This window comes from Tautonia sociabilis, assembly GCF_003977685.1.
In the GTDB taxonomy this organism is placed as follows: Bacteria; Planctomycetota; Planctomycetia; order Isosphaerales; family Isosphaeraceae; genus Tautonia; species Tautonia sociabilis.
Map to the genome: position 1 here is coordinate 16,635 of NZ_RYZH01000009.1, position 23,056 is coordinate 39,690.

19 protein-coding genes are annotated in these 23,056 nt (G+C 72.4%); 6 read left to right on the forward strand and 13 right to left on the reverse strand.

Translation table 11 applies throughout. The features are described 5' to 3' along the window. Positions 1 to 54 precede the first annotated feature (54 nt). On the reverse strand, positions 55 to 972 hold the full coding sequence (locus tag TsocGM_RS06305) for an NAD(P)-dependent oxidoreductase (protein WP_126724456.1): 918 nt from the start codon (positions 970 to 972) through the stop codon (positions 55 to 57). 322 nt (positions 973 to 1,294) lie between these two features. Here TsocGM_RS06305 and TsocGM_RS06310 point away from each other — a divergent pair, with 322 nt between their 5' ends. Beyond that, the gene (locus TsocGM_RS06310; RefSeq protein ID WP_126724457.1) at positions 1,295 to 2,455 is read left to right on the forward strand and encodes a tetratricopeptide repeat protein; all 1,161 of its coding nucleotides are present in this window, start codon (positions 1,295 to 1,297) and stop codon (positions 2,453 to 2,455) included. Positions 2,456 to 2,464: 9 nt separating this feature from the next. On the opposite strand, the gene gltA is transcribed toward TsocGM_RS06310, so the two are convergent. From gltA to TsocGM_RS06330, 4 genes are all read right to left on the reverse strand, one after another. Beyond that, positions 2,465 to 3,919 carry an NADPH-dependent glutamate synthase gene (gltA, locus tag TsocGM_RS06315; protein WP_126724458.1) on the reverse strand — a complete coding sequence of 485 codons (1,455 nt, stop codon included), beginning with the start codon at positions 3,917 to 3,919 and terminating at the stop codon, positions 2,465 to 2,467. Beyond that, positions 3,916 to 4,818 (reverse strand): sulfide/dihydroorotate dehydrogenase-like FAD/NAD-binding protein, encoded by a 903-nt coding sequence (locus tag TsocGM_RS06320; RefSeq protein WP_126724459.1) that lies wholly within the window; start codon positions 4,816 to 4,818, stop codon positions 3,916 to 3,918. Before TsocGM_RS06320 ends, gltA begins: the two co-directional genes overlap by 4 nt. A 328-nt stretch (positions 4,819 to 5,146) precedes the next feature. Further along, the gene (locus tag TsocGM_RS06325) at positions 5,147 to 5,635 is read right to left on the reverse strand and encodes a DinB family protein (RefSeq protein WP_126724460.1); all 489 of its coding nucleotides are present in this window, start codon (positions 5,633 to 5,635) and stop codon (positions 5,147 to 5,149) included. Between the two features lie 58 nt (positions 5,636 to 5,693). Continuing rightward, complete coding sequence (locus TsocGM_RS06330) at positions 5,694 to 6,908, reverse strand: TolB family protein (RefSeq protein ID WP_233578439.1); 1,215 nt, start codon at positions 6,906 to 6,908, stop codon at positions 5,694 to 5,696. Positions 6,909 to 7,066: 158 nt separating this feature from the next. Here TsocGM_RS06330 and TsocGM_RS06335 point away from each other — a divergent pair, with 158 nt between their 5' ends. The 3 genes from TsocGM_RS06335 (at position 7,067) to TsocGM_RS06345 (ending at position 10,204) form a co-directional block, all read left to right on the forward strand. Then, positions 7,067 to 7,621 carry a cob(I)yrinic acid a,c-diamide adenosyltransferase gene (locus TsocGM_RS06335; RefSeq protein ID WP_126724461.1) on the forward strand — a complete coding sequence of 185 codons (555 nt, stop codon included), beginning with the start codon at positions 7,067 to 7,069 and terminating at the stop codon, positions 7,619 to 7,621. Further along, positions 7,618 to 8,394, forward strand: coding sequence for an SDR family NAD(P)-dependent oxidoreductase (locus TsocGM_RS06340; RefSeq protein ID WP_126724462.1), 777 nt, complete (start codon positions 7,618 to 7,620; stop codon positions 8,392 to 8,394). The genes TsocGM_RS06335 and TsocGM_RS06340 overlap by 4 nt, the downstream gene beginning before the upstream one ends. An 88-nt stretch (positions 8,395 to 8,482) precedes the next feature. Then, positions 8,483 to 10,204 (forward strand): ATP-binding protein, encoded by a 1,722-nt coding sequence (locus TsocGM_RS06345; protein WP_158633404.1) that lies wholly within the window; start codon positions 8,483 to 8,485, stop codon positions 10,202 to 10,204. A gap of 184 nt (positions 10,205 to 10,388) precedes the next feature. Here the strand turns inward: TsocGM_RS06345 and TsocGM_RS06350 are convergent, their stop codons facing one another. Next, positions 10,389 to 10,727: a hypothetical protein gene (locus tag TsocGM_RS06350; RefSeq protein WP_126724464.1), complete on the reverse strand. Its 339-nt coding sequence runs from the start codon at positions 10,725 to 10,727 to the stop codon at positions 10,389 to 10,391. A 131-nt stretch (positions 10,728 to 10,858) separates the two neighbouring features. Beyond that, positions 10,859 to 11,617 carry a hypothetical protein gene (locus TsocGM_RS06355; protein ID WP_126724465.1) on the reverse strand — a complete coding sequence of 253 codons (759 nt, stop codon included), beginning with the start codon at positions 11,615 to 11,617 and terminating at the stop codon, positions 10,859 to 10,861. Positions 11,618 to 12,007: 390 nt separating this feature from the next. On the opposite strand from TsocGM_RS06355, the gene TsocGM_RS06360 reads away from it, so the two are divergent. After that, a complete protein-coding gene (locus TsocGM_RS06360; RefSeq protein WP_126724466.1) occupies positions 12,008 to 14,350 on the forward strand; it encodes a PPC domain-containing protein in 2,343 nt (780 codons plus the stop codon). Positions 14,351 to 14,761: 411 nt separating this feature from the next. Continuing rightward, positions 14,762 to 16,273 (forward strand): WD40 domain-containing protein, encoded by a 1,512-nt coding sequence (locus tag TsocGM_RS06365; protein WP_158633405.1) that lies wholly within the window; start codon positions 14,762 to 14,764, stop codon positions 16,271 to 16,273. Positions 16,274 to 16,596: 323 nt separating this feature from the next. On the opposite strand, the gene TsocGM_RS06370 is transcribed toward TsocGM_RS06365, so the two are convergent. The 6 genes from TsocGM_RS06370 to TsocGM_RS06395 form a co-directional block, all read right to left on the reverse strand. Beyond that, complete coding sequence (locus TsocGM_RS06370; RefSeq protein WP_126724468.1) at positions 16,597 to 18,309, reverse strand: hypothetical protein; 1,713 nt, start codon at positions 18,307 to 18,309, stop codon at positions 16,597 to 16,599. Positions 18,310 to 18,847: 538 nt separating this feature from the next. Beyond that, a complete protein-coding gene (locus TsocGM_RS27550) occupies positions 18,848 to 20,461 on the reverse strand; it encodes a hypothetical protein (RefSeq protein ID WP_126724469.1) in 1,614 nt (537 codons plus the stop codon). Positions 20,462 to 20,511: 50 nt separating this feature from the next. Then, positions 20,512 to 21,231 (reverse strand): TIGR04282 family arsenosugar biosynthesis glycosyltransferase, encoded by a 720-nt coding sequence (locus TsocGM_RS06380; protein ID WP_126724470.1) that lies wholly within the window; start codon positions 21,229 to 21,231, stop codon positions 20,512 to 20,514. A gap of 4 nt (positions 21,232 to 21,235) precedes the next feature. Continuing rightward, positions 21,236 to 21,499 (reverse strand): glutaredoxin family protein, encoded by a 264-nt coding sequence (locus TsocGM_RS06385; RefSeq protein WP_233578447.1) that lies wholly within the window; start codon positions 21,497 to 21,499, stop codon positions 21,236 to 21,238. Positions 21,500 to 21,587: 88 nt separating this feature from the next. Then, a complete protein-coding gene (locus TsocGM_RS06390; RefSeq protein WP_126724472.1) occupies positions 21,588 to 22,154 on the reverse strand; it encodes a beta-lactamase hydrolase domain-containing protein in 567 nt (188 codons plus the stop codon). A 106-nt stretch (positions 22,155 to 22,260) separates the two neighbouring features. Next, positions 22,261 to 22,854, reverse strand: a complete 594-nt coding sequence (locus tag TsocGM_RS06395) for a pyridoxamine 5'-phosphate oxidase family protein (RefSeq protein WP_126724473.1) — start codon at positions 22,852 to 22,854, stop codon at positions 22,261 to 22,263. Between the last annotated feature and the right edge of the window lie 202 nt (positions 22,855 to 23,056).

A 23,056-nucleotide genomic window follows, 5' to 3' on the forward strand; every position in this document is an offset into this window, starting at 1 on the left:
CCATTCGGCGAGAAGGGGGCGGGCCGGGCCCGTCGGCCGGCCCCCCGGTCCGGGTCAGCCCCGGGCGGTCCAGTCGATGTTGGAGAGCTTCGCCAGGGCGAGCATCAGGGCGTGGGTGCCGTTGCGGGCGTAGCCCTGGGCGGCGACCGCCTGGTAGAGCTGCTCGGCCAGGGCGAGGCCGGGCATCGACAGCCCGAGCCGGCGCGACTCGGCCAGGGCGATCCCCATGTCCTTGATGAAGTGCTCGACGAAGAACCCCGGGTCGAAGTTCCCCGTGATGATCCTCGGCCCCAGGTTGTTCAGGCTCCACGAGCCGGCGGCCCCGGAGCCGACACTGCGCAGGACCGTTTCCAGGTTGAGCCCGGCCTTGTAGCCGTAGAGCAGCGCCTCGCAGACGCCGATCATGTTCGTGGAGATGAGGATCTGATTGACCATCTTCGTGTGCTGGCCCGCCCCGGCCGGCCCCTGGTGCACGATGGTCTTGCCCATAAGCTCGAACAGGGGGCGGACGGTGTCGACGGCCTCGGTTTCGCCGCCGATCATGATGGAGAGCCGGGCCTCCTTGGCGCCGACGTCGCCGCCGGAGACGGGGGCGTCGATCGCATGGACCCCCTTGGCCCGGGCGGCGAGGAAGATTTCCTCGGCGAGCTTCGGCTCGCTGGTGGTCATGTCAACGATGATGCTGCCGGGCTTCGCGCCGGCGAGAACGCCGTCGTTGCCGAGGATCACCTCGCGGACGTCCTTCGGGTAGCCGACGATCGTGAAGATGACGTCGGAGGCTTCGGCCACCTGCTTCGGCCCGGCGGCCTCGGCGGCTCCCTTCTGGACGAGCGGGGCGCACTTGGCCGGGGTCCGGTTGTAGACCGTGGCCGAGTAGCCGGCGTCGATCAGGTGGCCGCACATCGAGCAGCCCATCACCCCCGTGCCGATCCAGCCCACCTTCGCCTTGCCCGGCGCGATCTCCAGGGCCATCGTCTCGCCTCGCCTTCGCGTGTCCGGTTGCGGTTGTCCTGAGCGTCGCCCGCCACCTTACCAGGAGACCGGCGATCCCGGAAGCGGCCGGGGAACCCCCGCCGCGCCGGGCCTCCGGGGCGGACGGTTGTCCAAGGAGCGATCGGGTCCTAGACTTCAATAAAGGAATCCGAGGCATCGGCGTCGAGATTGCGCGCCCCGGCGCGGCGGCCTCGGTCCTTCGGGACGCCCCGACTGGCGACACGAACCGGGAGCCGGCATGGCCTCGAACGGGGGTCGGGCCCCGGCAAGGCAAGGCAAGGCGAGGGGAGGCGGGTGGTCCATGCTCACGCTGCAATCCTCGGTGCGCAGGAGGCCGGCGCCGCTCATCCCCTCCGGGGTCCCCGAATCGCCCCGGATCGGAGGCTCGGCAGGAGGGGAGCCGGCCCCGATCCTCCCCCCCGAGCCGGCCCCGGCCGAGCCCCCTGCCCCCGTCTCGGCGACCCCGGCCGAGGCCCCCTCCCCCGCTCCCGTCGCCTCGGCCGGAGTCGCCGACGAGGAGCCCGACTCCCTGGCCGAGGCGAGGCTCCGGCTGGGGATGGAGCTGGAGGCGGCCGGCCGGCCGATGGAAGCGGCCCAGGCCTACGCCGACGCCGCCCGGGCCGACCGGGGACGCTCCCTGCCGCTGGCCCGGCTCGCCCTGGTCTACGCCCTGCAAGACCGGGAGCTCCAGAACGCCGAGCGGGTCGCCCGCCACGCGATCGAGCTGGCCGAGTCTCCCGCCGAGCGGGCCGTCTCCCACGAAGCGATGGCCGAGGTTCTGCTCCGTCGGGGAGAGCCCGACGCCTTCCTTGAGCACCAGCGCCAGGCGCTGGCCAATTACGAGGACGCCGGGCTGTCCCCCCCCGTGGACACTCTCTTCCGCTGGGGCCTGGCCCTGGCCTCGCTCCGAGACGCCCCCGAGGCCGAGCGCCTGCTGCGTCGCGCGCTGGAGGCCGATCCCCAGCGCGACGAGTCTCACGTCGCGCTGGCCGACCTGCTCAGCGAGCGAGGCCGCTTCCACGAGGCCCGAGCCCACTACGAGCGGGCCCGCCTGCTGCTGGACCACCGAGAGGACCTGCCGCTGGACGTCGTCGAGATCCGCGCCGCCTACCTCCGGGGACGGCTCGGGATGGCCTCCTACGCCCTCTACCGCACCGGGGTGCTGCCGCCGGCCTCGTCGGCGCCGACCCGGGCCTCCCGATGGCTGAACCGGCTCCGGGACTTCGTGGAGAACCCCGGCGTCAAGCTGTTCGCCGGCCTGCTGCTGATCACCGCCGGCCTGGCCGAGACGTACGAGACGTTCTACGCCGACCTGGCCAGCTTCCAGCCGAGGGCGCACCACGCCCTGGTCATCTTCGGGTTCCTCAACGTCCTGGGCACCTTCCCCGATCTGCTCGAGGGGCTCGAGTACGGCCTGAAATACTTCCGGGAGGGGAGGCCGAGGGTGGAACCCCAGGCCTGAGCCGGCCGATCAGCCGACGGCCTCCGCGTCGATCCAGGCCCCCGACTCCAGGAACTCGCCGATCGCCGCCGCCGCCCGGCGGCCGGCGGCCATGGCGAGGATGACGGTGGCGGCCCCGGTGACGATGTCCCCCGCGGCGAAGACCCCTCGCTTGGAGGTGCGAAGCGTCTCCGGGTCGGCGGCGATGTAGCCCCTGGGGTCGGTCGCCAGGTCGGGGGTCGAGGACTGCACCAGGGGATTGGCGCCGGTGCCGAGGGCCACAACCGCCATCGCCACCGGGACCTCGAACTCGGAGCCGGGGATGGGGACCGGCGATCGTCGGCCGGAGGCGTCGGGCTGTCCCAGCTCCATGCGGAGGCATCGGACGCCGGCGAGGAACCCCTCGTCGTCGCTGAGGAAGGCGACGGGGTTGGCCAGGGTCAGCAGCTCGATCCCCTCCTGCTTCGCGTGCCGGATCTCCTCGACCCGGGCGGGCATCTCGGCCTCCGTCCGGCGGTAGATGAGCAGGCTCCGGCGGGCGCCGAGCCGGCAGGCGGTGCGCACCGCGTCCATCGCCGTGTTGCCGCCGCCAATGACGGCCACGTCGCGGCCCCGGCAGTCGAAGACCGGCTCGTCGTAGCTGGGGAACTCGTTGGCGTGCATCAGGTTGACGCGCGTCAGGAACTCGTTGGCCGAGGAGACGCCGGGCAAGTGCTCGCCGGGAATGCCCAGGAACTTCGGCAGGCCGGCGCCGGTGGCGACGAGGACGGCATCATACCCTTCTTCATCCATCAACTCGTCGATCGTCACCGTCTTGCCGACGACCACGTTGGCCTGGAAGTCGACCCCCATGCGGGCCAGCGCCTCGACCTCGTGGCGGACGATCGCCTTGGGGAGGCGGAACGCGGGGATGCCGTAAACGAGCACGCCGCCGATCTCGTGAAGGGCCTCGAACACGGTGACGGCGTGCCCCCAGCGGACGAGGTCGCCGGCGGCGCTCAACCCGGCCGGGCCGCTGCCGATGATGGCGACCTTCCGGCCGGAGGGGGGGGCGATCTCCGGCAGGCCCAGCTCGCCGTGCTCCCGCTCGTAGTCGGCGACGAAGCGCTCCAGGTGGCCGATCCCCAGCGGCTCGAACGTCTTGCCGAGGATGCAGCAGCCCTCGCACTGGGTCTCCTGGGGGCAGACGCGGCCGGTGATGGCGGGCAGGACGTTGTCCTCCCGGATCTTGGCGGCGGCGCCGAGGTAGTCGCCGGCGGTGATCAGCGCGATGAAGTCCCGGATCTTCACCCCGACCGGGCAGCCGGAGACGCAGGCGGGCTTGGCGCACTCGAGGCAGCGCATCGCCTCGGTCGAGGCGCCGAGCACGGTCAGGCCGCGGTTGACCTCGTCGAAGTTGCGTCGGCGAGCGGCGGCCTGCTGCTCGGGCATCTCCTGGCGGGGGATCTTGGTCCGTTGTTTGGGGGGCAGCGGGTTGGCACTCATCGGGACGCGGCCTCCTCCGGGGGGTGGGTCGGTTCCAGGCGGCACGAGTGGCGGACCTGGGCCAACGCCGAGTTCGGGTCGGCGCGGAAGGCCTCCAGCGCGGCGGCCTCGCTGTCGCGATAGGTGCGGTTGCGCCGGGCGAGGGTGTCGAAGTCGACGGCGTGGGCGTCGAACTCCGGGCCGTCGACGCAGGCGAAGCGGGTGCCGTCCCGGGTCGAGACGCGGCAGCCGCCGCACATGCCGGTGCCGTCGACCATCAACGAGTTCAGGCTCACGATCGTCCTGATCCCCGAGGGCCGGGTCATCTCGGCGACGGCCTGCATCATCCGCACCGGGCCGATGGCCAGAACCAGGTCGATCCGGTCTCCGCGCATGATCCGCTCGCAGAGCGGGTCGATGACCACTCCCTGGCGGCCGGAGCTGCCGTCGTCGGTGACGATCTCCAGCTCGTCGCAGATGGCCCGCATCTCGGGCTCGAGCAGCACCAGCTGCCGGGAGCGGGCGCCGACGATGCCGACAACGCGGTTGCCGGCCTGCTTCATCGCCCGAGCCGTCGGCCAGGCGATCGCGGTGCCGACGCCGCCGCCGATGACGACGACCGTGCCGTAGCGCCTCACGTCGGACGGGGAGCCGAGCGGGCCGACCAGGTCGAGGATCGCGTCGCCCGCCTCCAGCAGGTTCATCAGCTTGGTGGTTTTGCCGACGCCCTGGACGATCAGGGTGATCGTGCCTCGCTCCGGATCGCCGTCGGCGATCGTCAGCGGAATGCGCTCGCCCCGCTCGTGGAGCCGGACGATGACGAATTGGCCCGCCCGGCGCTTGCGGGCGACCCGAGGCGCCTCGATCACGAAGCGCTTGATCTCGGGAGCGAGGAACTCGGCCTCGAGGATCGGGAACATGACAGGGGTCCCGACGGGGGGGGAACCGGTCGCAGAACCGTCGTCCCGTCGCTGACGACGGGCCTTCGCCCCGCCCTGAGGCTCGCGATGGAGCGGAAAGCGCCCCCTCGTGAGGCCCGCCCCCAGATCTTCATCTTATTGGAGCCCGGCCTTCCCGACGAGCGGATTCCCGCAAGCCCGCCGCTCTGACGTGAGCGGCGAGCCCTTCGGACGCGGTCCTCCTGATGATCGGAGCGACCCGAGTCGGACGGGAGCGGCGGAAGGCTCGGGAACGATCCCCAGGCCTCCCCGACCGGCCCGGACCCGGGGCGTGCGTCTCCGGCCGGGATCAGAGGGAGACCGGCTTGCCCAGCGCGCGGCGGACCGCGACGAACTGGCCGGCGTGCATCATCGGGTGGTTGCCGACCATGTTCAGCAGGGCGCCGACGGTGGGGGCGAAGGGGGGGAAGGTCGCGTCGGAGCGGTCAAGGTCGGCCTCCGCGAGGCGGTCGAGCAGGGCGAGGGTCGCCTGGCGCTGGGCGCCCCAGAGTTCCCGGTACCGGGCCAGGGGGTAGAACTTCGAGGGGTCGTCCTCGGTGTGCTTGTCGCGGCCGTGCCCCTGCTGGAAGTCGTCGGGCAGCGCCGGCGAGGAGCCGGGTGCGACCAGCTCGACGAAATGCCGCTCGGCGCCGATCAGGTGGCCAAGCTGCCAGGCGATATGGTTCATCCCCGCGACCGGCCGGACCAGCAGGTCGGCGTCGGAGAGATCCTTGAGGTAGGAATCGATCACCATCGAGCTCATGTCGATGGTGTTGCGGATGACGTCCTTGGCGTTCATTTGGGGAGAAAACTCCGGGGAGGAGGCGGGGATCGGCCGAGGGCGGGGGGACGGTCGGTCAGGGGGCCTCGGCGGCGTCTGCCGAAGGGGGATCGAGCACGAAGTCGGCGATGAAGAGCTGACTGGTGTTGTCGGAGGTGCGGCCCTTGGAGGTCCACATCAGCTTCGAGCCGTCGGGGCTGAAGACCGGGAGGCCGTCGAAGCCGGGGTAGAAGGTGATGCGCTCCTTCTTGCCGGTCTCGACGTCCATCAGGTAGACCTCGTAGTTGTAATGGCCGTGCTCGCTGGTGGAGTAGACGATGTGCCGGCCGTCGGGGTGGAAGTAGGGGCCCCAGTTGACGTGCTCGTTGTCGGTGAGCTGGCGCTCGTTCTGGCCGTCGAGGGTGTTGATGAAGATCTGGAGCAGGTCGTTCTGGCCTCGGTCGCTGCGGTAGATGAGCTTCGAGCCGTCGGGGGAGAAGAAGGGGCCGCCGTCGTAGCCGGGGGCGTTGGTGATCTGGCGGACGTGGGAGCCGTCGGCGTCCATGACGTAGATGTCGGCGTCGCCGTCGCGGAAGCTGGTGAAGACGATCTGCTTGCCGTCGGGGGAGTAGCTCCCCTCGGCGTCGTAGCCCTCGGCGTCGGTCAGCCGGACGAGCGTCTCCGGAGCGACGGACCGGCCGAGCTCGGGGCGACCGTCCTCGGCGGTTCCGCCGTTCCGGAAGACCCCGCCGAGCGCGTCGAGCTCGAGCCGGAAGAGGTCCATGTACGGGTCGAAGTCCCAGGCGTAGCGTTCGGATCGGCTGTAGGCGGGGGCCTTCGGGCGGTCAGCCTGGGCGGAGCCGTCCCGCAGAGCGGGGTCGAGGTGGGAGGAGGCGAAGAGGATGGACTTGCCGTCGGGGTGGAAGAACGCACAGGTGCACTTGCCCTTGCCGGTGCTGACCATCACCGGGACGGCGCCGGGGGTCAGCTCGGAGAGGTAAATCTGGTACGAGTCCCAGCCCTCCGGGGGGGGCTGCAGGGTGGAGGGCTCGGGCCACTCGGCGGCCTGGAAGATGATGGAGCGGCCGTCGGGGCTGAAGTACCCCTCGCCGGCCTTGGCGAAGCCGAAGGTGACCTGGCGGATGTTCTTCAGGTGGCGGGCCTCGCGGGCGGCGACCTCCTCCATGGGCATCTCCTGGCCGGCGGGGGGGCCGCCAGACGACGACGGGCGGCCGGATCCCCCTTGCTGCGGCGGCGTCGGGGCGATCGTCGGGGCCAGCAGGGCCGCGGACAGCGCGAGGGCGAGCGTCATCGGGGAGCCTCCGGGGTGGCATCGGGGCCGGGGCTTCTCTTTTCGACCCCCGGCGGCGGGTCTAGTATAGGGGCTCCGGGAGCCCTCGCCAATCGGCCCGGCGACTCGCCCCGCGAGGCGCCCGACACCAGGGGTCCCTGCGCGGAGGAACCTGTTTCTTGTCGAAAATCTACACAAAAACCGGCGACGACGGCACGACCGGGCTGCTCGGACCCGGCCGGGTGAGCAAGCACGACCGGAGGATCGAGGCCTACGGCACGGTCGACGAGCTGAACGCCGTGCTCGGCGTGGCGAGGTCGGCTCCCGAGATCGGCCCGGAGCTGGATCGACGGCTCGGGCGGATCCAGGAGGAGCTGTTCACGGTCGGCGCCGCGCTGGCCGATCCCGACCCCGAGGGCCCGTTCCACGGCGCCGTGGCTCCGGCCTTCATTGATCGGCTGGAGCGCGAGATCGACGCGGTCGAGGCTGGGCTCCCCCCCCTGGAGCACTTCATCCTGCCGGGAGGATCGCCGGCCGCCTCTCGGCTGCACCTGGCGCGCACCGTTTGCCGACGGGCCGAACGCGCGGTCATCGCGCTGCGGGAAACGCCCGGCCAGTCGGTGCCGGGGCCGATCGTCGTCTACCTCAACCGGCTAAGCGACTACCTCTTCGTGCTCGCCCGGGCCGCGAACGCGGAGGCCGGCGTGGCGGACGTGCCCTGGAGGGGCCTGTGATCCTCTCCGGCTCGGCGGTGCTGATCACCGGGGGCCGCCGAGTCGGCGGCGATCTGGCCCGGCTGCTCGCCGGCCGAGGGGCCCGGCTGGCGATGACCTACCGGACCAGCGAGGAGACGATCCGCCGCACCCTCCAGGAATGCAAGGACCGGGGCGCCGCCGACGTCCTGGCCGTCGCCGCCGACCTGGCCGACCCGGCCCAGGCCGAGCGGGCCGTCGGCGAGGTCCTCGCCCGGTTCGGCCGGATCGACGCCCTGGTGAACATGGCGAGCGTCTACGAGCGGACCCCCTTCCGGGACCTGACCCCGGAGCATCTGGAGCGGATGCTTGCCACGAACCTGATCGCGCCTTATTATGCCGCAGTCGCCGTGGGCAAGGCGATGCTCGACCAGGAGCCGATCGCGGGGGGATCGGGGCTGTCGGGGAAGATCGTGCAGGTTGGCGACTGGTCCACCGCGCGTCCCCGGCGCGGCCAGCTCCCCTACATCACGGCCAAGGGGGGGCTGACGACGATGACCCTGGCGCTGGCGAAGGAGCTGGCGCCTCGGGTGGCCGTGAACCTGGTCCAGCCGGGGACGATCGAGCCCCCGCCGGAGCTGGACGAGTCGGAGCGGCGGGCGATCGCCCGGGCCACGCCGCTGGGGAGAATCGGCACGGCCCAGGACGTCAACGGCCTGATCCTCTACTTGCTGGAGGGGACCGATTTTGCGACGGGAGGCTGCTATCGGGTCGACGGCGGGCGGTTCCTGGGCGTCGACGACGAGCCGACCTGAGGGGGACGGGGTCCCGGTCCCCGGAGCCGGATGGCGAGCGGCCAGGCCGGAGGTTCAGCGACGATCGCTGGCGATGAGGAATCAGCGCATGGGGCAACCACCGCCTCGACGACTCTCCGAGGCCGGCGCCGAGCTGGCCGGCTCGCTCGACCGGTCCGAGACGCTCGACCGCCTCGCCCGGCTGGTGGTCGAGCACCTGGCCGACGGCTGCCTGATCGACCTGATCCGGCCGGACGGGACGATCCTCCGCGAGGCCGCCCACCACCGAGACGCCCGCCTCGACGCCGTCATGGCCCCGCTGCTCGGGGGGGATTGCGTCGACCCGGGCGGCCCCTCCGGCCTCCCTCGGGTGCTCCGCACCGGGAGGCCGAAGCTGTACGGCCTGGCCGCCGCCTCGGCGTTGGACAGCCTGGCCCGAGAGCCGGGCCGTCGCGCGGCGGTGCGGGCGTTGGGGATCCGATCGCTGCTGATCGTGCCGCTGGTCGCCCGAGGTCGGACTCTGGGGGCCATCACCCTGCTGGCCACCTCCCCCGGGCGGTCCTTCTCAGCGGTCGACCTGCCCACCGCGACGGAGCTGGCCTCCCTTGGCGCCCTGGCCCTGGACACTTCCCGACTGCACGACGAGGCCCGCGAGGCGGTCCGGCGCCGGGACGAGTTCCTGGCGATGCTCGCGCACGAGCTGCGCAACCCGATGGCCTCGATCGTCTCGGCCGCCGAGGTGTTGCGGTCCGCCGCTCCCCTCGGGCCGGGGGAGGAGCGGGCCGTGAACGTCATCGCCCGGCAGTCCGAGCAGATGGACCGGCTGCTAGGGGATCTGCTCGACATCTCGCGGGTGACCCGAGACGTCCTCCGGCTGGACCGGGAGCGCGTCGACCTGCTCGACGTGCTCGAGCGCTCGCTGCCGGCCGCGATGCCGGCGGTCGCGTCGGCCGGCCACCGCCTGCACCTCTCGATCGCGGCCGGGCCGATCCTGACCGAAGGGGACGCCGCCCGGCTCTCCCAGGTGGTCGTCAACCTGCTCACCAACGCCGCCCGATACACCCCCCGAGGGGGGAACATCTGGCTGGAGGTCGCCCGGGCCGGCAACCGGGTCGAGCTGGTCGTCCGGGACGACGGCCAGGGCATCGAGCCCGAGTTGCTGCCGTGCCTGTTCGAGCTCTTCACCCAGGGGCCCCGGGGGAGGGACCGCTCTCCAGGAGGGCTGGGGATCGGCCTGACGCTGGTCAAGTCGATCGTCGAGCGGCACGGCGGCTCGGTTTCCGCCTTCAGCGCCGGGCCGGGGCTGGGTAGCACCTTCCGCGTCCTGCTGCCGCTGGCCGAACCGGCCGCCGGGGCCGGGCCCGGGCCCGGAGAGGATCCCCCTAGTCCTCCCCGAGGCGGCCCCGATTGCTCGGACCTGCGGATCCTGGTCGTCGAGGACCACGACGACAACCGCGAGATGCTCCGAACTCTGCTGGCCCTCTCCGGCTACCGCGTGGAGACGGCCGCCGACGGCCTGGCCGGGCTGGAGGCCCTGCGGAACCGGCCGGACCTGGCCCTGCTCGACCTGGGGCTGCCGGGCCTGGACGGCTTCTCCGTGGCCCGAGCCGCCCGGGACGACGCCTCGCTGTGCGACCTTCCCCTGATCGCCCTCACCGGATCCAGCCGCGCCGAGGACCAGGCCGAGGCCCTCGCCGCCGGCTTCGACGCGCATCTCGTCAAGCCCGTCCTGCTCGACGAGCTGCAGCGCCTCATCGACCGCTTCCTCCGCCGGGGCCCCTCCGTCGCCGACTCCGGCCGGTCGCCGGCATCGAGCGACCGATCCCGGTAGGGTAGGACGGCCCCCCCGAGGTCAATCGGGGGAGAATCGGCGGGAGGAGGCCCTCCCCCGAGCGGCCGGGTTCGGCCGGCCAGCGACGACCAGGGGGACGATGCGAAATGCCCGGGAGCTGGGGCCCTCGGTCGAGCCCCACTCCGCTCCCGAGCATCAGCCCTCGGCGCCAGAGCCGGGACGGTCAATGGTCGCCCAGCCCGTCGGGCACCTGGCCCTCGGTTCGGGTGGTCGTCTCGCCCGCCTCGACGTCCACGTCTCGCGTCACCTCGACCTGCTCCGTGACGGTCACGTCGGTGCGGCTGACCTCCTCGCCGACGACCTCGCCGGTCTGGCGGTCGATGATGCGATCGGTCTGCTCGACGATGTAGGTCTTCTCGTCGACGTCGGCGGTTCGGGAGGCGGTCCCCGGCTCGACGCCGGAGAGCTCCTCGACGGCCTGTTCGGCGTCGTCCCCCGCGCAGCCGGCGAGCGACAGTGGGGCGGCGAGGAGGGCGGCGACGAGCAATCGGCTCGGATTCATGGCAGTCTCCCCCGGGTGTGTGGGGACGCGATCCGAGGGCCGCCGACCAGGCCGGCCCACCGGATCGTCGATCCCGGATCTGGGTTCGAGGGGGGAGGGGTCGCAACCCTCGTGCCGGAGCCAGGGAATGCTCAGAATCCCTGGGCCCCGAGCCCCTGCGAGCCAAAGGCGCTGGTCGTGCCGACGCCTCCCGACTGGGTCGCGATGGAATTGGGATTCAACGACAAGGGCGTGCTCATCAGGTCTCGCCGGGAGATCGGCCGGCCGACGCCCAGCGCCGTCTGCAACACCAGGGCGTAGTCATTGGTTAACACCACGACCGGCTGCTTCGACGAGGAGGCGGTTCGGGCCAGCTCGGTCATCGCGTCGGTCAGCCGGGAGACGCTCTGCTCCGGAGCCCCGGCCGAGAGCAGCAGGCGTTCGGTGCCGGCGTTCAGGGCCAGCACCGTCTCGGGCTTGACCGAGGCCTGGGAGATGGCGTCTCGGAGCAGGTCGACGAACCCCTTGGCCACCCCCTCGTGGGGGGGACGCAGCGCGGCGACGTACCCGCGCAGCTCCTGCTGGATCACGGCGATCGCCTCTGTCGGCAGCTGCCGGCCGAAGTCGAGCCGCTGGAGGAAGGCCGGGAGGCGGTCGATGCGCTGCAAGCGGCCGTCGATCAACTGCTGCCGGGCCTGTTCCTGGGCTGGGGTCAGGGGGCGGTCGGCCGGCCGCTGGCGTTGCTCGGCGCTGGCGAGGCGGTCGCCGGCCTCGGCGGCGGGGGAGGCCGAGGCGATCTCGGCCGCGATCGGGGCCGAGGCGGGGGGGGCGGCGACGGCGACGGTGCTCAGCAGCCGGCGGCCCTCCAGCCCCTGGCTGCCGGGGACGTAGCGGCGGGGTCGGCGTTCCATCGCTCGGGCCTCCTTGCGGGGCGTGGCGTCGTGGGGACACGGTGCGAGCCTCCCCCGACCGGGTCGGGGAGGGATCGCTCGGGAACGGTCGGCCGGCCACCCTCGGCGGTCGGGTCGGCGGCCGGGCGCCGTTGGGCGAGGGGCGGAGACGAGGTGAGCCGCATTGCATACCACAACCCGCCCGGCCCGCCTAGGCCTCCCGCGCCGATCCCGTCTTGCCGGCTCTCGGGCCTCCCGGCCGCTTGACATCGGTTGAACACCGTGCGACCGTGGACGGCATCGCGGATCGGCCGTTCGGCGACGAAGGCCCGGCCGGCCCGCCCCCGCCCGGATCATCCCGCCTCGATCGACCGCGCATCGCATCGCATCGCATCGCCCAGGAGGCCCGCCATGACCCGCCCCCCGATGGCTCCCCTCGTGTTGCTGGCGGCGCTTTCGGCCGGCGTCGCCGACGTCCCCGCCCGGGCCGGCACTCCGACGATTGGCGACATCACCCCGGCCGGGGTCCCCCGGGGCGAGGCGACCGCCTTGACGATCTCCGGCGGGAATCTGGACAACAACCCGAGGCTCCTGGCCCCCATTCCGGTCGAGGTCGGCCCCGCCCCCGAGGGCCAGGCCTCCGACGCCGGCCACTGGCGATTGACCCTCACCGTGCCGGCCGACACGCCGGTCGGCACCTACCCGGTGCGCGTCCGGACGGACGACGGGCTGTCGAACGCCGTCCTGCTGGCCGTCGGCCAGGTGCCTCAGGTCGTCGAGCAGGAGCCGAACAACACCGAGGACGCCGCCCAGGCCGTGACGCCGCCGGTCGTCGTCGATGGCGAAGCGGCGGACAACGACGTCGACTTCTTCCGGTTCCCAGGCAAGCAGGGGGATCGGCTCGTCATCGACGTCCGGGCCTCCCGGATCGGCTCGGGCCTGGACCCGACCGTGCGGCTGACGACCGCCTCGGGCCGCTACGTGGCCTCCGACGACGATTCCCCCGGCTTCCTCACCGACGCCCGGCTCATCGTCGCGCTGCCCGAGGACGGCGACTACCTGATCGAGCTGTCCGATTCCCAGTACCGAGGCGCCAACCGGCCGAACTACCGGCTGCTGATCGGCGCGATCCCCGTGGCCGACGAGGTGTATCCGATCGGCGGCCGGCTCGGCGAGACGGTCGGGCTGGAGTTGATCGGAGGCACGCTGCCCGATCCGGTCGTCGCCGCCGTGACGCTGGAGGCCCCCGAGGGAACCGCCCGCCTCTGGCCGAGCATCCCCGGCCTGCTGGCCGGCGTTCCCGAGTTCGACATCGAACTGCCCGGCGCGCTGGCGATTGGCCGCTCTCCGGAGCTTCGGGAGCCGGCCGACCCCGAGGCCCCTCCCCTCCGGGTCGCCCCTCCGGCGACGATCAACGGCCGCCTGGAGCTGGAGGGGGACGAGGATCAATTCATCGTGCTCGTCCAGCCGGGGAAGACGTACCGAGCGAAGGTGGAAGCGGCCCTGCTCGGCTCGGCAATTGACGGCGTGCTCCGCGTGCTCAAGCCCGACGGCGGGCAGATCGCTCAGGGGGACGACGCGGCGATCCCCTTAAGCAAGAAGGGCCGGAACGACGCCGTGACCATGAACTCCCCCGACCCCCTGACCGAGTTCGCCGTGCCCGAGGGGGTGACCGAGGTCACGCTCGCCCTCCGAGACCTGAGCAGCCGGGGGGGCATCGGCCACCCGTACCGGATCACCGTCGAGCCGGTCGAGCCGACCTTCGAGGTTGAGCTGATGGCCCCCGAGGCGAGCGTCCCCCGAGGGGGGGCGGCGAACGTGCCGGTGAACATCGCCCGCTTCGGGTTCGACGGGCCGGTCACCCTCTCCGTCGTCGATCCCCCCGCCGGCCTGACCGTTCGGGCCGGGGTCGTCCCCGCCGGGCAAACGGCCGGGGTGATCTCGCTGCTGGCCGCCGAGGACGCCGACCTGCCGGGCGATCCGATCCGAGTGGTCGGCACCGGCCAGGGCCCGAACGGCCCGATCGAGGTCGCGGCGGAGACGATGATCACCTTCGCCTCGCTTGCCGGCTTCCCGACCAACGTCCGGCCCCAGCGCGGCCTTCCCGTCGCCAACGCCCTGCCGACGCCGATCTCGGTCGAGTCTCCCGCCGGGCCGATCGAGGTCGTCCAGGGCTTCAGCGCCGAGGTCCCGCTCTCGCTCACCCGGGCCGAGGGGGCCGCCGCCGCGTTGGAAGTCGAGGGCGTCTCGCCCCCGGGAGGGCTGACCGTCGCCAAGGCGACGATCGCCGAGGGGGCGACCGAAGGGCCCGTCACCGTGACCGCCGCTCCCGACGCCCCCCTCGGCCCCGCCCTGGTCGCCTTCACCGCCAAGGGGAAGGTGAACGACGCCGACCGCTCGTTCGCCGTGCCGGCGGTGGCCGTCGAGGTGGTGGCCCCCGCCTCGCTTTCGCTGGCGGTGGCGAACGTCGAGCTGAAGGCCGGCGAGTCGGCCCAGGTGGCCGGCACGCTCGCGCGTAAGCCGCCGTTCACCCAGGAGGTCACCGTCTCCCTCGACGGCCTGCCCGCCGGCGTGACCGCCGAGCCCGTCACCGTGGCCGGCGACGCCACCGACTTCACCCTTACCCTCACCGCCGCGGCCGACGCCGCCGCGGCCGAGGCCGCCGCCAAGGCGAACGCCGCCTTCAAACTCGGCGACGCGGACTATCCGCCGCTGTCGGCCCCCCTGACGGTGAAGGTGGCCCCAAAGGAGTGACCCCAAGCCGTCCGACGTCCCCTCGCTTCCGATCCGGGGCCCCCGACGGCTCGCCCGCCAGGACCCCGGATCACCCTCGCAGCCGATTCCCGGCCGGGAAGGCCCCGGCGGCTCGCCCGCCAGGACCCCGGATCACCCTCGCAGCCGATTCCCGGCCGGGAAGGCCCCGGCGAAGCCCGGCGGCCGGCCCCTGCCGTCTGTTTTCGGCCGCTCTGCTCCGCTTCCGCTCTGCTCTGCTCTGTTGCTCCGAACCACCAAGGGGTCCTTCCCCCAGCCACCAGCCGGAGCGGCCCCCGTCCCCTGCCCTGCCCTCCGCTTGCCCTGATTCGACCGCCGATGCGATGCTGGTACGAACCGGACCGCTCGCCGGTCCCGCCCGACTCATCCGATCCGCCCGGAGGACGAACCCGCATGACTCGCCTGCCCTCGCCGTCGATCCCGTTCGGCCTCGCCCTCGCCCTCGCCCTCGCCTCGGCGATGCTGTGGAACGCCCCCCTCCGCGCCCAGGATGAGGAGCCCGAGCCTCAACCCCAGCCCGAAGCGAATGCGAATGCGAATGCGGATGCCGAGGCCCCGGCCGGCGCCGAGGAGGGGGCCAAGGTCAGCTTCCTGAAGGACGTGGCGCCGATCCTGGTGGAGAGCTGCGTCGGCTGCCACAACCCCAAGAAGGCCGAGAGCCGCTACGACCTGACCTCCTTCGCCGCCCTCGCCAAGGGAGGAGCGATGGGAGAGGGGATCATGCTCGAGCCCGGCGACCCCGACCTGAGCTACTTCGTTGAGCTGATCCGACCGGAAGGGGCTCCCCGCATGCCCTACAAGGCGGATCCGCTGCCGGAAGACAAGCGCATGATCATCGAGCGCTGGGTCGCCGAGGGGGCCGAGTACGACGGCGAGGACCCCGAGGCCGACTGGGTCGCCCTGGTCAACGCCTCCCGAAAGGTCGTCATCCCCGACTCCTACCCGTACCCCATGCCGATCACCGCGCTGGCCTTCGCTCCGTCGGGCGACCGGGTGATCGTTTCGGGCTATCATGAGCTGAACACCTACGCGATCGCCGACGGATCGCTCGTCCGCCGCGAGCCCGGCGTGGCCGAGCGCGTCTACGACATCGCCTACAGCCCCGACGGCTCCCGGCTGGCCACCGCGGCGGGGAACCCCGGCCTCTCGGGAGAGGCGACGCTCTGGACCGTGGGGGAGGACGGCGTCCTCTCCGACCCGAAGACGCTGGTCGAGGCCGGCGACGCCGTCTTCTGCGTCGCCTTCAGCCCCGACGGCAAGCGGCTGGCCGTCGGAGGCGCCGACCGGACCATCCGCGTCTTCGACGTCGAGAGCGGCGAGCGGCTGGCCGAGGTCGAAGACCACGCCGACTGGGTGCTCGACGTCACCTTCAGCCCCGACGGCTCCCGGCTGGCCACCGCCAGCCGGGACAAAACGAGCAAGCTGTTCGATGCGAACTCGTATGAGTCTCTCGTCACCTTCCCCGGCCACGGCGAGACGGTCTATTGCGTCGGCTTCTCCGGCGACGGCAAGACGGTCTTTAGCGGAGGCGGCGACGCCCGCATCCGCAACTGGAACCCCGACGAGGACGCCAAGCAGGTTCGAGAGATCGGCGGCTTCGGCGGCCCGGTCTTCGACCTGAAGGTCTTCGCCGACGGCCAGTCCCTCGCCGCCTGCGGGTCCGACACCGTCGTCCGCCTCTTCAACCCCGCCGACGGCGCCCAGAAGCACGCGATGCAGGGCCACGGCGACTGGGTCTACCGTCTGGCCGTCTCCCCCGACGGCTCCTGCCTCGCCTCGGGCTGCTGGGACGGCACCGTCAAGATCTGGAACGTCGCCGACGGCGCCCTGAAGTCCACCCTGATCGCCGCCCCCGGCCACTCCGCCGAGGCCGAGGCCGAGGCCGAGGCTGCCGACGCCCAATGATCGCCATCGATCCCCCCCGGGCGATCCCCGGGGGGGCCCTCCCTCCGTCCGGGAAGCCGTCGAGGGCTCGTCGAGGAACAGCCCCGCCGCCTCCCCCTCCGGCCGGTCGTTCCGCCGGGCGATCTCGGCCAGCTCGGGAGGGAGGCCGAAGGAGGAGGAGGAGGAGTCGGGCTCGACGGCGTCCCAGAGATCCCTGATCGTAATCACCAGGTCATCGGCCGACTCCTCAGGCCGTCTTCGGAGCGCGGCCGAGTCGATCACCTCGTCCTCCACCAGGATGGGGAAGAGCCAGGGGTGGTTCTTCCGGGATCCGGGATTTGGGATCAGCCGCCCTGGCGCTCGAGGGGAGGCGCCGGGGTCTCGATCGGCCGGTAGACGAACAGGCCGCCGTGCCGGCCGATGAGCCGGTAGTTCCGGCGGGCGGCGTCGGCCAGCTCGGGGGGGAGGCCGAAGGTGTAGGAGTCGTAGGGCTCGACCGCGTCCCAGAGGTCCTTGGTGGTGATCACGAGCTCATAGCCTCGGTCCTCGAGCCGCTGCCGGATCGCGTCGGGCCGGATCCGGCCGGACTCGACCATCACGCGGAAGAGCCAGGGGTCGACGAACGCCGCCCGGTCCCCCTGGCGAAGCTGGATCTCTCCGCTGTCGGAGAGGAGCCAGACGCCCGGGTCGGCCGCCACCCGCTGGAGCTGACGCCTCGCCTCCACGAACACCCCGCCGGGGCCGCGCTCGAAGCGGACCAGCGAGCGGACGTTTCCCTTTTGCTCCAGCGCGTGCACCAGGGAGGGAATCATCCCGTAGCCGAGCACACCCAGGCCGACCGCCATCACCACGCTCCTGACCGCTCCCGATCGGCCGGGCTCCGGGGAGGAGCAATACCGTTGCACGCTTCCCCAGATTGCCCCGGCCGCCAGCGCGGCCACCAGGCGGAGGCCCATGAAGTAGTTCAGCTCCGAGCCCAGTTTCAGGGCCGCGACCGCTGAGCCGATCAGCAAGACGGCGGCCAGGGTCGCCAGCGGCACCTCCCGGGGCCGGTCCGGCTCGATCGCCGCCCAGAGGCCAAGGACGACGATCGGCACGAGCGAGGCGGTGAGCATCAGGATCGGATCCTCCCTGTAGTTCAGGAGGACCGCCGTCGAGCAGCAGAGCATCAGCGCCGCCGGGGGCAGCAGCAGCGGCAGGTCTCGGCGACGGCGGACGACCCACAAGGGGACGCCGACGGCCGTCAGCAGCAGCATCTCTCGGCCCAGGATCCAGAGCCGCCAGAGGATCCGCCTCCAGTTCTCCAGCGAGGAGGGAGTGCCCGCCTCGCCGAGCAGATCGGCGGCGAACCGGGGCTCGACCGTCATCGTCACCGCGGCCACGAGGGCCGCCGAGGCCAGGGCGATCCCCCCGGCCAGGATCGCCGACCGCCTCCTCTCGCCGACCAGCCACAGCGCCAGCACCGCCGCCGCGGCGTACAGGCCGGCGGTCTGCTTGGCGAAGATCGCCGCCAGCAGCAGCGCTCCGCCGAGGGCCAGGCGGCCCCGGCCCGGCCTGCCCCGGCCGACCGCCGCCAGGAAGCCGGCGAAGCCGAGCAGGTCGGCCGTCGTGTCGGGCCGGACCATCGTCGAGAAGCCGATCATCGGCGCCGCCCCGATCGCCACGATCCCGGCGAACAGCCCGGCGAACCGCCCCTCCCGCCTCCCCGACGCCAGTCCGGCCAGCGCCGCCGCGGCCAGCCCGCTGGCGATCGTCACCACTCGGCCGATCCGGGTCAGGCCCTCCAGCTCGGCATCCAGCAGCCGGCCGATCCCGCCAACGGCCAGGAAGTACAGCGGCGAGAAGAAGTTGGTCACGTGATTCGGCCCCGATTGCCAGTCGGGGTAGAGGACCCTCCCGTGCTGGACCCGCCAGGCCAGGTGGGCCATCTTCGGCTCCAGGTGGTAGGCGTCGGCCGGCGAGACGACCTGGTACGCCGCATACCCCAGGAACGCATAGGCCCGGGCCAGCGCGATGGCCAGGCAGGTGAGCAGCAGCAGCCGGAGCACCAGGCGCATGGTCGGTCGTCCCGATCGATCCCCAGGAGGCGGTGTAATCGCCGGAAGTCGGAGAGCGCAACGAGCAGAGAGCAAGTCCGAGGGTTGGCCCTGGGGCCGACGCTCGGGGCTGCGATCTTGGCGGAGAGCGCAACGGGCAGAGAGCAAGTCCGAGGGTTGGCCCTGGGGCCGACGCTCGGGTCTACGATCTTGGCGGAGAGCGCAACGAGCAGAGAGCAAGTCCGAGGGTTGGCCCTGGGGCCGACGCTCGGGGCTGCGATCTTGGCGGAGAGCGCAACGAGCAGAGGGCAGGTCCGAGGGTTGGCCCTGGGGCCGACGCTCGGGGCTGCGATCTTGGCGGAGAGCGCAACGGGCAGAGAGCAAGTCCGAGGGTTGGCCCTGGGGCCGACGCTCGGGGCTGCGATCTTGGCGGAGAGCGCAACGGGCAGAGAGCAAGTCCGAGGGTTGGCCCTGGGGCCGACGCTCGGGTCAGAAGTCTCGGCTCTCTGCTCTCTGATCATTGCGATGAACAGGCGCTCGAGTGCGCCTCCCCCCAGAGTCATCCGGGTCCGCCGGATCGGGGAGGGGAGCCTCCCGAGCCCGTCGGCATCGTCTCCGGGGCGAGGCGACGAGCGGCCTCGATCTGAGGGGGCGCCGGCCGGGTCGGGTCGCGGGGGAGGTACACGTAAAGCGAATACCGCTCGTCCCCCGGGGCGATCGCGAAGGCCGGCCGGTACGTCTCGACCGTCTCCAGGATCAGGTCCGGGGGGAGCAGCAAGTGGTGGGTCAGGGCGTCGCGGTCGAGCAGGTCCCCCACCGAGATGATCGCGTCGAAATCGGACTGGGTGATCATCGCCGAGATGTCGAACGGCCGGATCCGCTTCCTCATGCAGAGGTCCCGGAACAGCCAGGGGTCGATCAGCGGAGCGTTCGTCCCCATGTGCAGCAGGATCGGGCCGCAGTCGGTGAGGATGGGGTGGTTCGGGTCCGAGGCCAGCTCGTCGAGGAGCCGGTGGGCCTCCAGCGTCGCCCGGCCCCGGTCGGAGGCGTAGAACCGGGCCTCGGCCACCGACCCCGACAGCACCCGAACCGCGTCCCGGAGCCCCGGCACGAGCAAGGCGGCGACGAGCACGGCCGCCCCGACCGCCAGGACCGGGGGCCGCTCCCCCCACTGCCGCTTCCCCGAGGCCAGCCACCCCCAGACCGCCCCCGCCGCCAGGGCGGCCACCAGCCGGGCGCCGAGGAAGTAATTCAGGTCCGAGCCGACCTTCCTGGAGGTGATCACCGCCGCTGCCGGCACCAGCACCGCCAGGGCCGCCAGCGCCGGCTCCCTCGGCCGTTGGAAGGCCCAGAGCACCAGCCCGAGGGCCGGGAAGATCAGCAGCTCCGGGGCCCGGTCGCGGATCCCCTCCAGCACCATCCGCCAGTAGGGGGGCGAGGCCGGCTCGGCCAGGTTGGCCAGCAGCGAGACGGCGAACCAGGGGCCCGTCGCCAGCCACCCCAGCCCGACGATCGCCCCGATCGCCGCCGCCGCCCCCACCGCCAGGGCCCCTCCGGCCCGAGGGCGTCCTCCTAGCACCAGGCCGACGACCGCCGAGACGAGGTAGATGCCCGCCGTCTGCTTGGTCATCGTCGCCAAGACGAGCAAGGCCCCGCCCAGCCACCGCCGGGCCGCCCTCGGGGAGATCGCCGCGAGGAAGCCGGCGATTCCCAGGGCGTCGGCCATCAGGTCCGGCCTCACCATCGGCCCGAAGGGCATCAGCGGGGCCGAGCTGAGCCCGATCAGCCCGGCGACCAGCCCCGCTCCCCGGCCGTACCGCCTCCCGGCGGCCACGCCGACCACCCCGGCCGCCGCCAGGTCCGAGGCGATCGACACCGCCCGGCCGATCCGGGCCAGCGCCTCTGGACCGGCGTCGGCCAGCCTCCCCAGGCCCCCGACGACCAGGAAATACAGCGGAGCGAAGAAGTTCACCACGTAGGGCGGGTTGCGGTAGTCCAGGTAGATCGGCTCCCCGACCCGGACCCGCCAGCAGTACTGGACGAAGACCGCCTCGAAGTAGAACGCCTCCAGCGGGTCGACGAAGGCGATCGCCGAGTGCGCCAGGAAGAGCGCCGATCGGATCGCGGCCAGCGCGACCGTCAGGGCGAAGGCCAGCCAGATCAGCCGTCGCATCGCTCGCCGCGCTCCGTCCGTCCGCCCTCCCGAATCGGACCCAACGCCGATCACCGCGCCGCGGCCCCCGGCAGCACCCGGGGCAGCAGCGCCTCGACCCGGGGCAAGCTCGGGTCCAGGCCCGAGGCGCGCATCGCCCTCACGTGGGAACCGAGCAGCCGCCAGTCGTCGGGAGCGTCGACATCGTACCAGGGGGGAAGCACCGCCAGCGACCGTCCTGTGCCCCGCAGGCGGTCGAGCGTCTGCGAGAGCACCTGCGGGGTTCCCCAGTCCACCCCCTCGAAGATCGCCGGCACCGGCGGTCGGCAGCCGATCAGGTAATAGCCGCCGTCGGTCGCCGGCCCGAGCACCACGTCCTTCCCTTCGAGGCAGAGGAAGGCGGAGACGACGATCGACGGGTCGAGCGTCGGGCTGTCGGAGCCGATGACGACGACCCGGGTCGCCCCCTCCTCGAACTCCCCCGCGAAGAAGGCCCGCAGCCGGGCGCCGAGGTCGCCGTCGGCCTGCGGCTGCATCGCCAGCGACGGCGGCACGATCGGGTCGAACCACGGGCCGGCGTCGGCCGGCGCGTAGACGAACACGCGGCGGCCGCCGGGGGCGAGGAAGCGGTCGGAGGCCCAGGAGTCGAGCGTGTCCAGCAGCATCGCCTCGTGTGCCTCGGCGGCGAAGCCGTCGCCGAACTCGGCCGCCAGCCTCGTCTTCACCCGGCCCGGCTCCGGCCGCTTCCCGAAAATGCCCAGCACCGCCCCGTCCGGCATCGGCCACGCCACGATCTCACCCCCTCGCCTGCCCCTTCTCCCCGCGATTGGCCTCGGCCTCCAGTAGCCGATCCAGCAACACCGGCGTTACCTCGCCCCGGAACCGGACCTTGCCGTCGACCAGGACCACCGGCACCGACTCCCCGTACCGAGCCGCCAGGGCCGGGTCCCCGTCCACGTCGACCTCCTCGACCGAGAACCCGTGAGCCTTCCTCCTGGGCTCGATCACCGCCTTCGCCCGTTCGCAGCAGGAGCACTCGGCCCGGGAGTAGATCGTCACCCGCAGGTGGTCCGCTCTCGGAAGGGGTCGAGAAGGGAAGGGCCATCGGATCGACCGCATCGAGGAAGCTCCAGGATCCCGAGGTGGGTCAGGGGAGCGGGCCCAGGTACTGCTCGACCATCGCCGGCGCTCCGGTGACGGACTTCGTGAACGCATCCGCCTGCGACCGGGAAACGCCCCGGTTCTTCACCAGGTGAGCCGCCCAGAGCTGGGTCGCCCGAAAGGCCGAGCCGCAGTGAATCAGCGCCTTGCCCTGGTGGGACCGCAGCGCCTCGTGCAGTTGCTCGACCGCCTCCGGCCTCGGAGCGAACGCGCCGGGGCCGATGGGGATGTGCACGTAGTCAACCCCCAGCGTCTTGAGCGTCTCCGGCTCGTCGAACGGCAGCGACGCCATCTCCCTCGGCGTCCTGAGGTTGATGACGACGCTCACCCCGTCGCGGGCGAGCCGCTCCAGGTCCTCCCGGCGCGGCTGTCCGGCCAGCAGGATGGGGCCGGCCTCGTGGAGCCCCCCCATCTCCTCCCCGCCGGGGACGGCCCGGGGAGGCTTCACGTCCGCCTCGGCGATCGAGGGGGCCGGCTCCGGGTCGTCGGCCGAGCCGGGGACCGAGAGCGGCGGGAACAGCAACACGGCGGCCAGGATCGAGCGTCGAGTCATCACGGGGACGTTCCCTCGGAGTGGCCCGGGGAGCCGGCCGGCCGGATCCCGGGATCGCTTCGCTTGAAACCGGGAGGCCGCGGCGCTTCGCCCGAGTCGCGGCCGATCACGGGTTGATCTCCACCGCCTCCCAGGGGCCCGAGGCCCCCCGAGCCAGCCTCTGGTAGCGGATCCGGGCGTGCGGGTCGGGCCGGAGGTCGAGGTGGTCGACCCGGTCGGGCTCCAGCACCAGCAGGGCGAAGTTCGGGGGAGGCCGGTTCGGGTCGGGCGTCGGGACCCGGAATCGCCTCGGCTCGGCCCGGGGGGCGCCGGGGGAGGGCCAGCAGAAGGAGAGGCGAGTGGCCGTCGGCAGCCCGGCCCAGCAGGCGAGCCGCTCGTCGGCGAGGGCCGACTCGGAGTGCGCGTCGTCGACCAGGAGGAGTCGGCCGGCGATCCGGAATTGCTCTCGGGACTCCCGGAACACCCAGCAGGCCTCGGCCCGGGGGTCGGCGGCCAGGTGCCAGGCCTTGTCGCTCCGGGTATCGGTGGCGAATCGCATCGCGTCCCCCCCGCCGCCGAGGAAGCCCCGGAAGACGACCGTCCGCACCGTCGGCCCACCGTCGGGGCCGATGGTCGCCAATTGCACCCACCGGGAGGAGGGGTCAGGGCCGTGGAGGGTCAACGCTCGCTCGATCGCGATCCGCCAGGGGGTTTCGGTCATGCCGGTTATTGTCGTCTTCCGGGCCGGTCCGGGCAAGCGGGCGAACGTCCCGGGGGCGGCCGGTGTCCTCCCCTCGACTCGAATTGCGACCGCCTCCCGACCCCAGCGCGCAGACTCCCGGGGCGACAGACGGAGCCGACCCTTCTACAATGAGGTGGGATGATCGCCAGGCCGACGCCACCACCGACGCTCCCCATCGGAG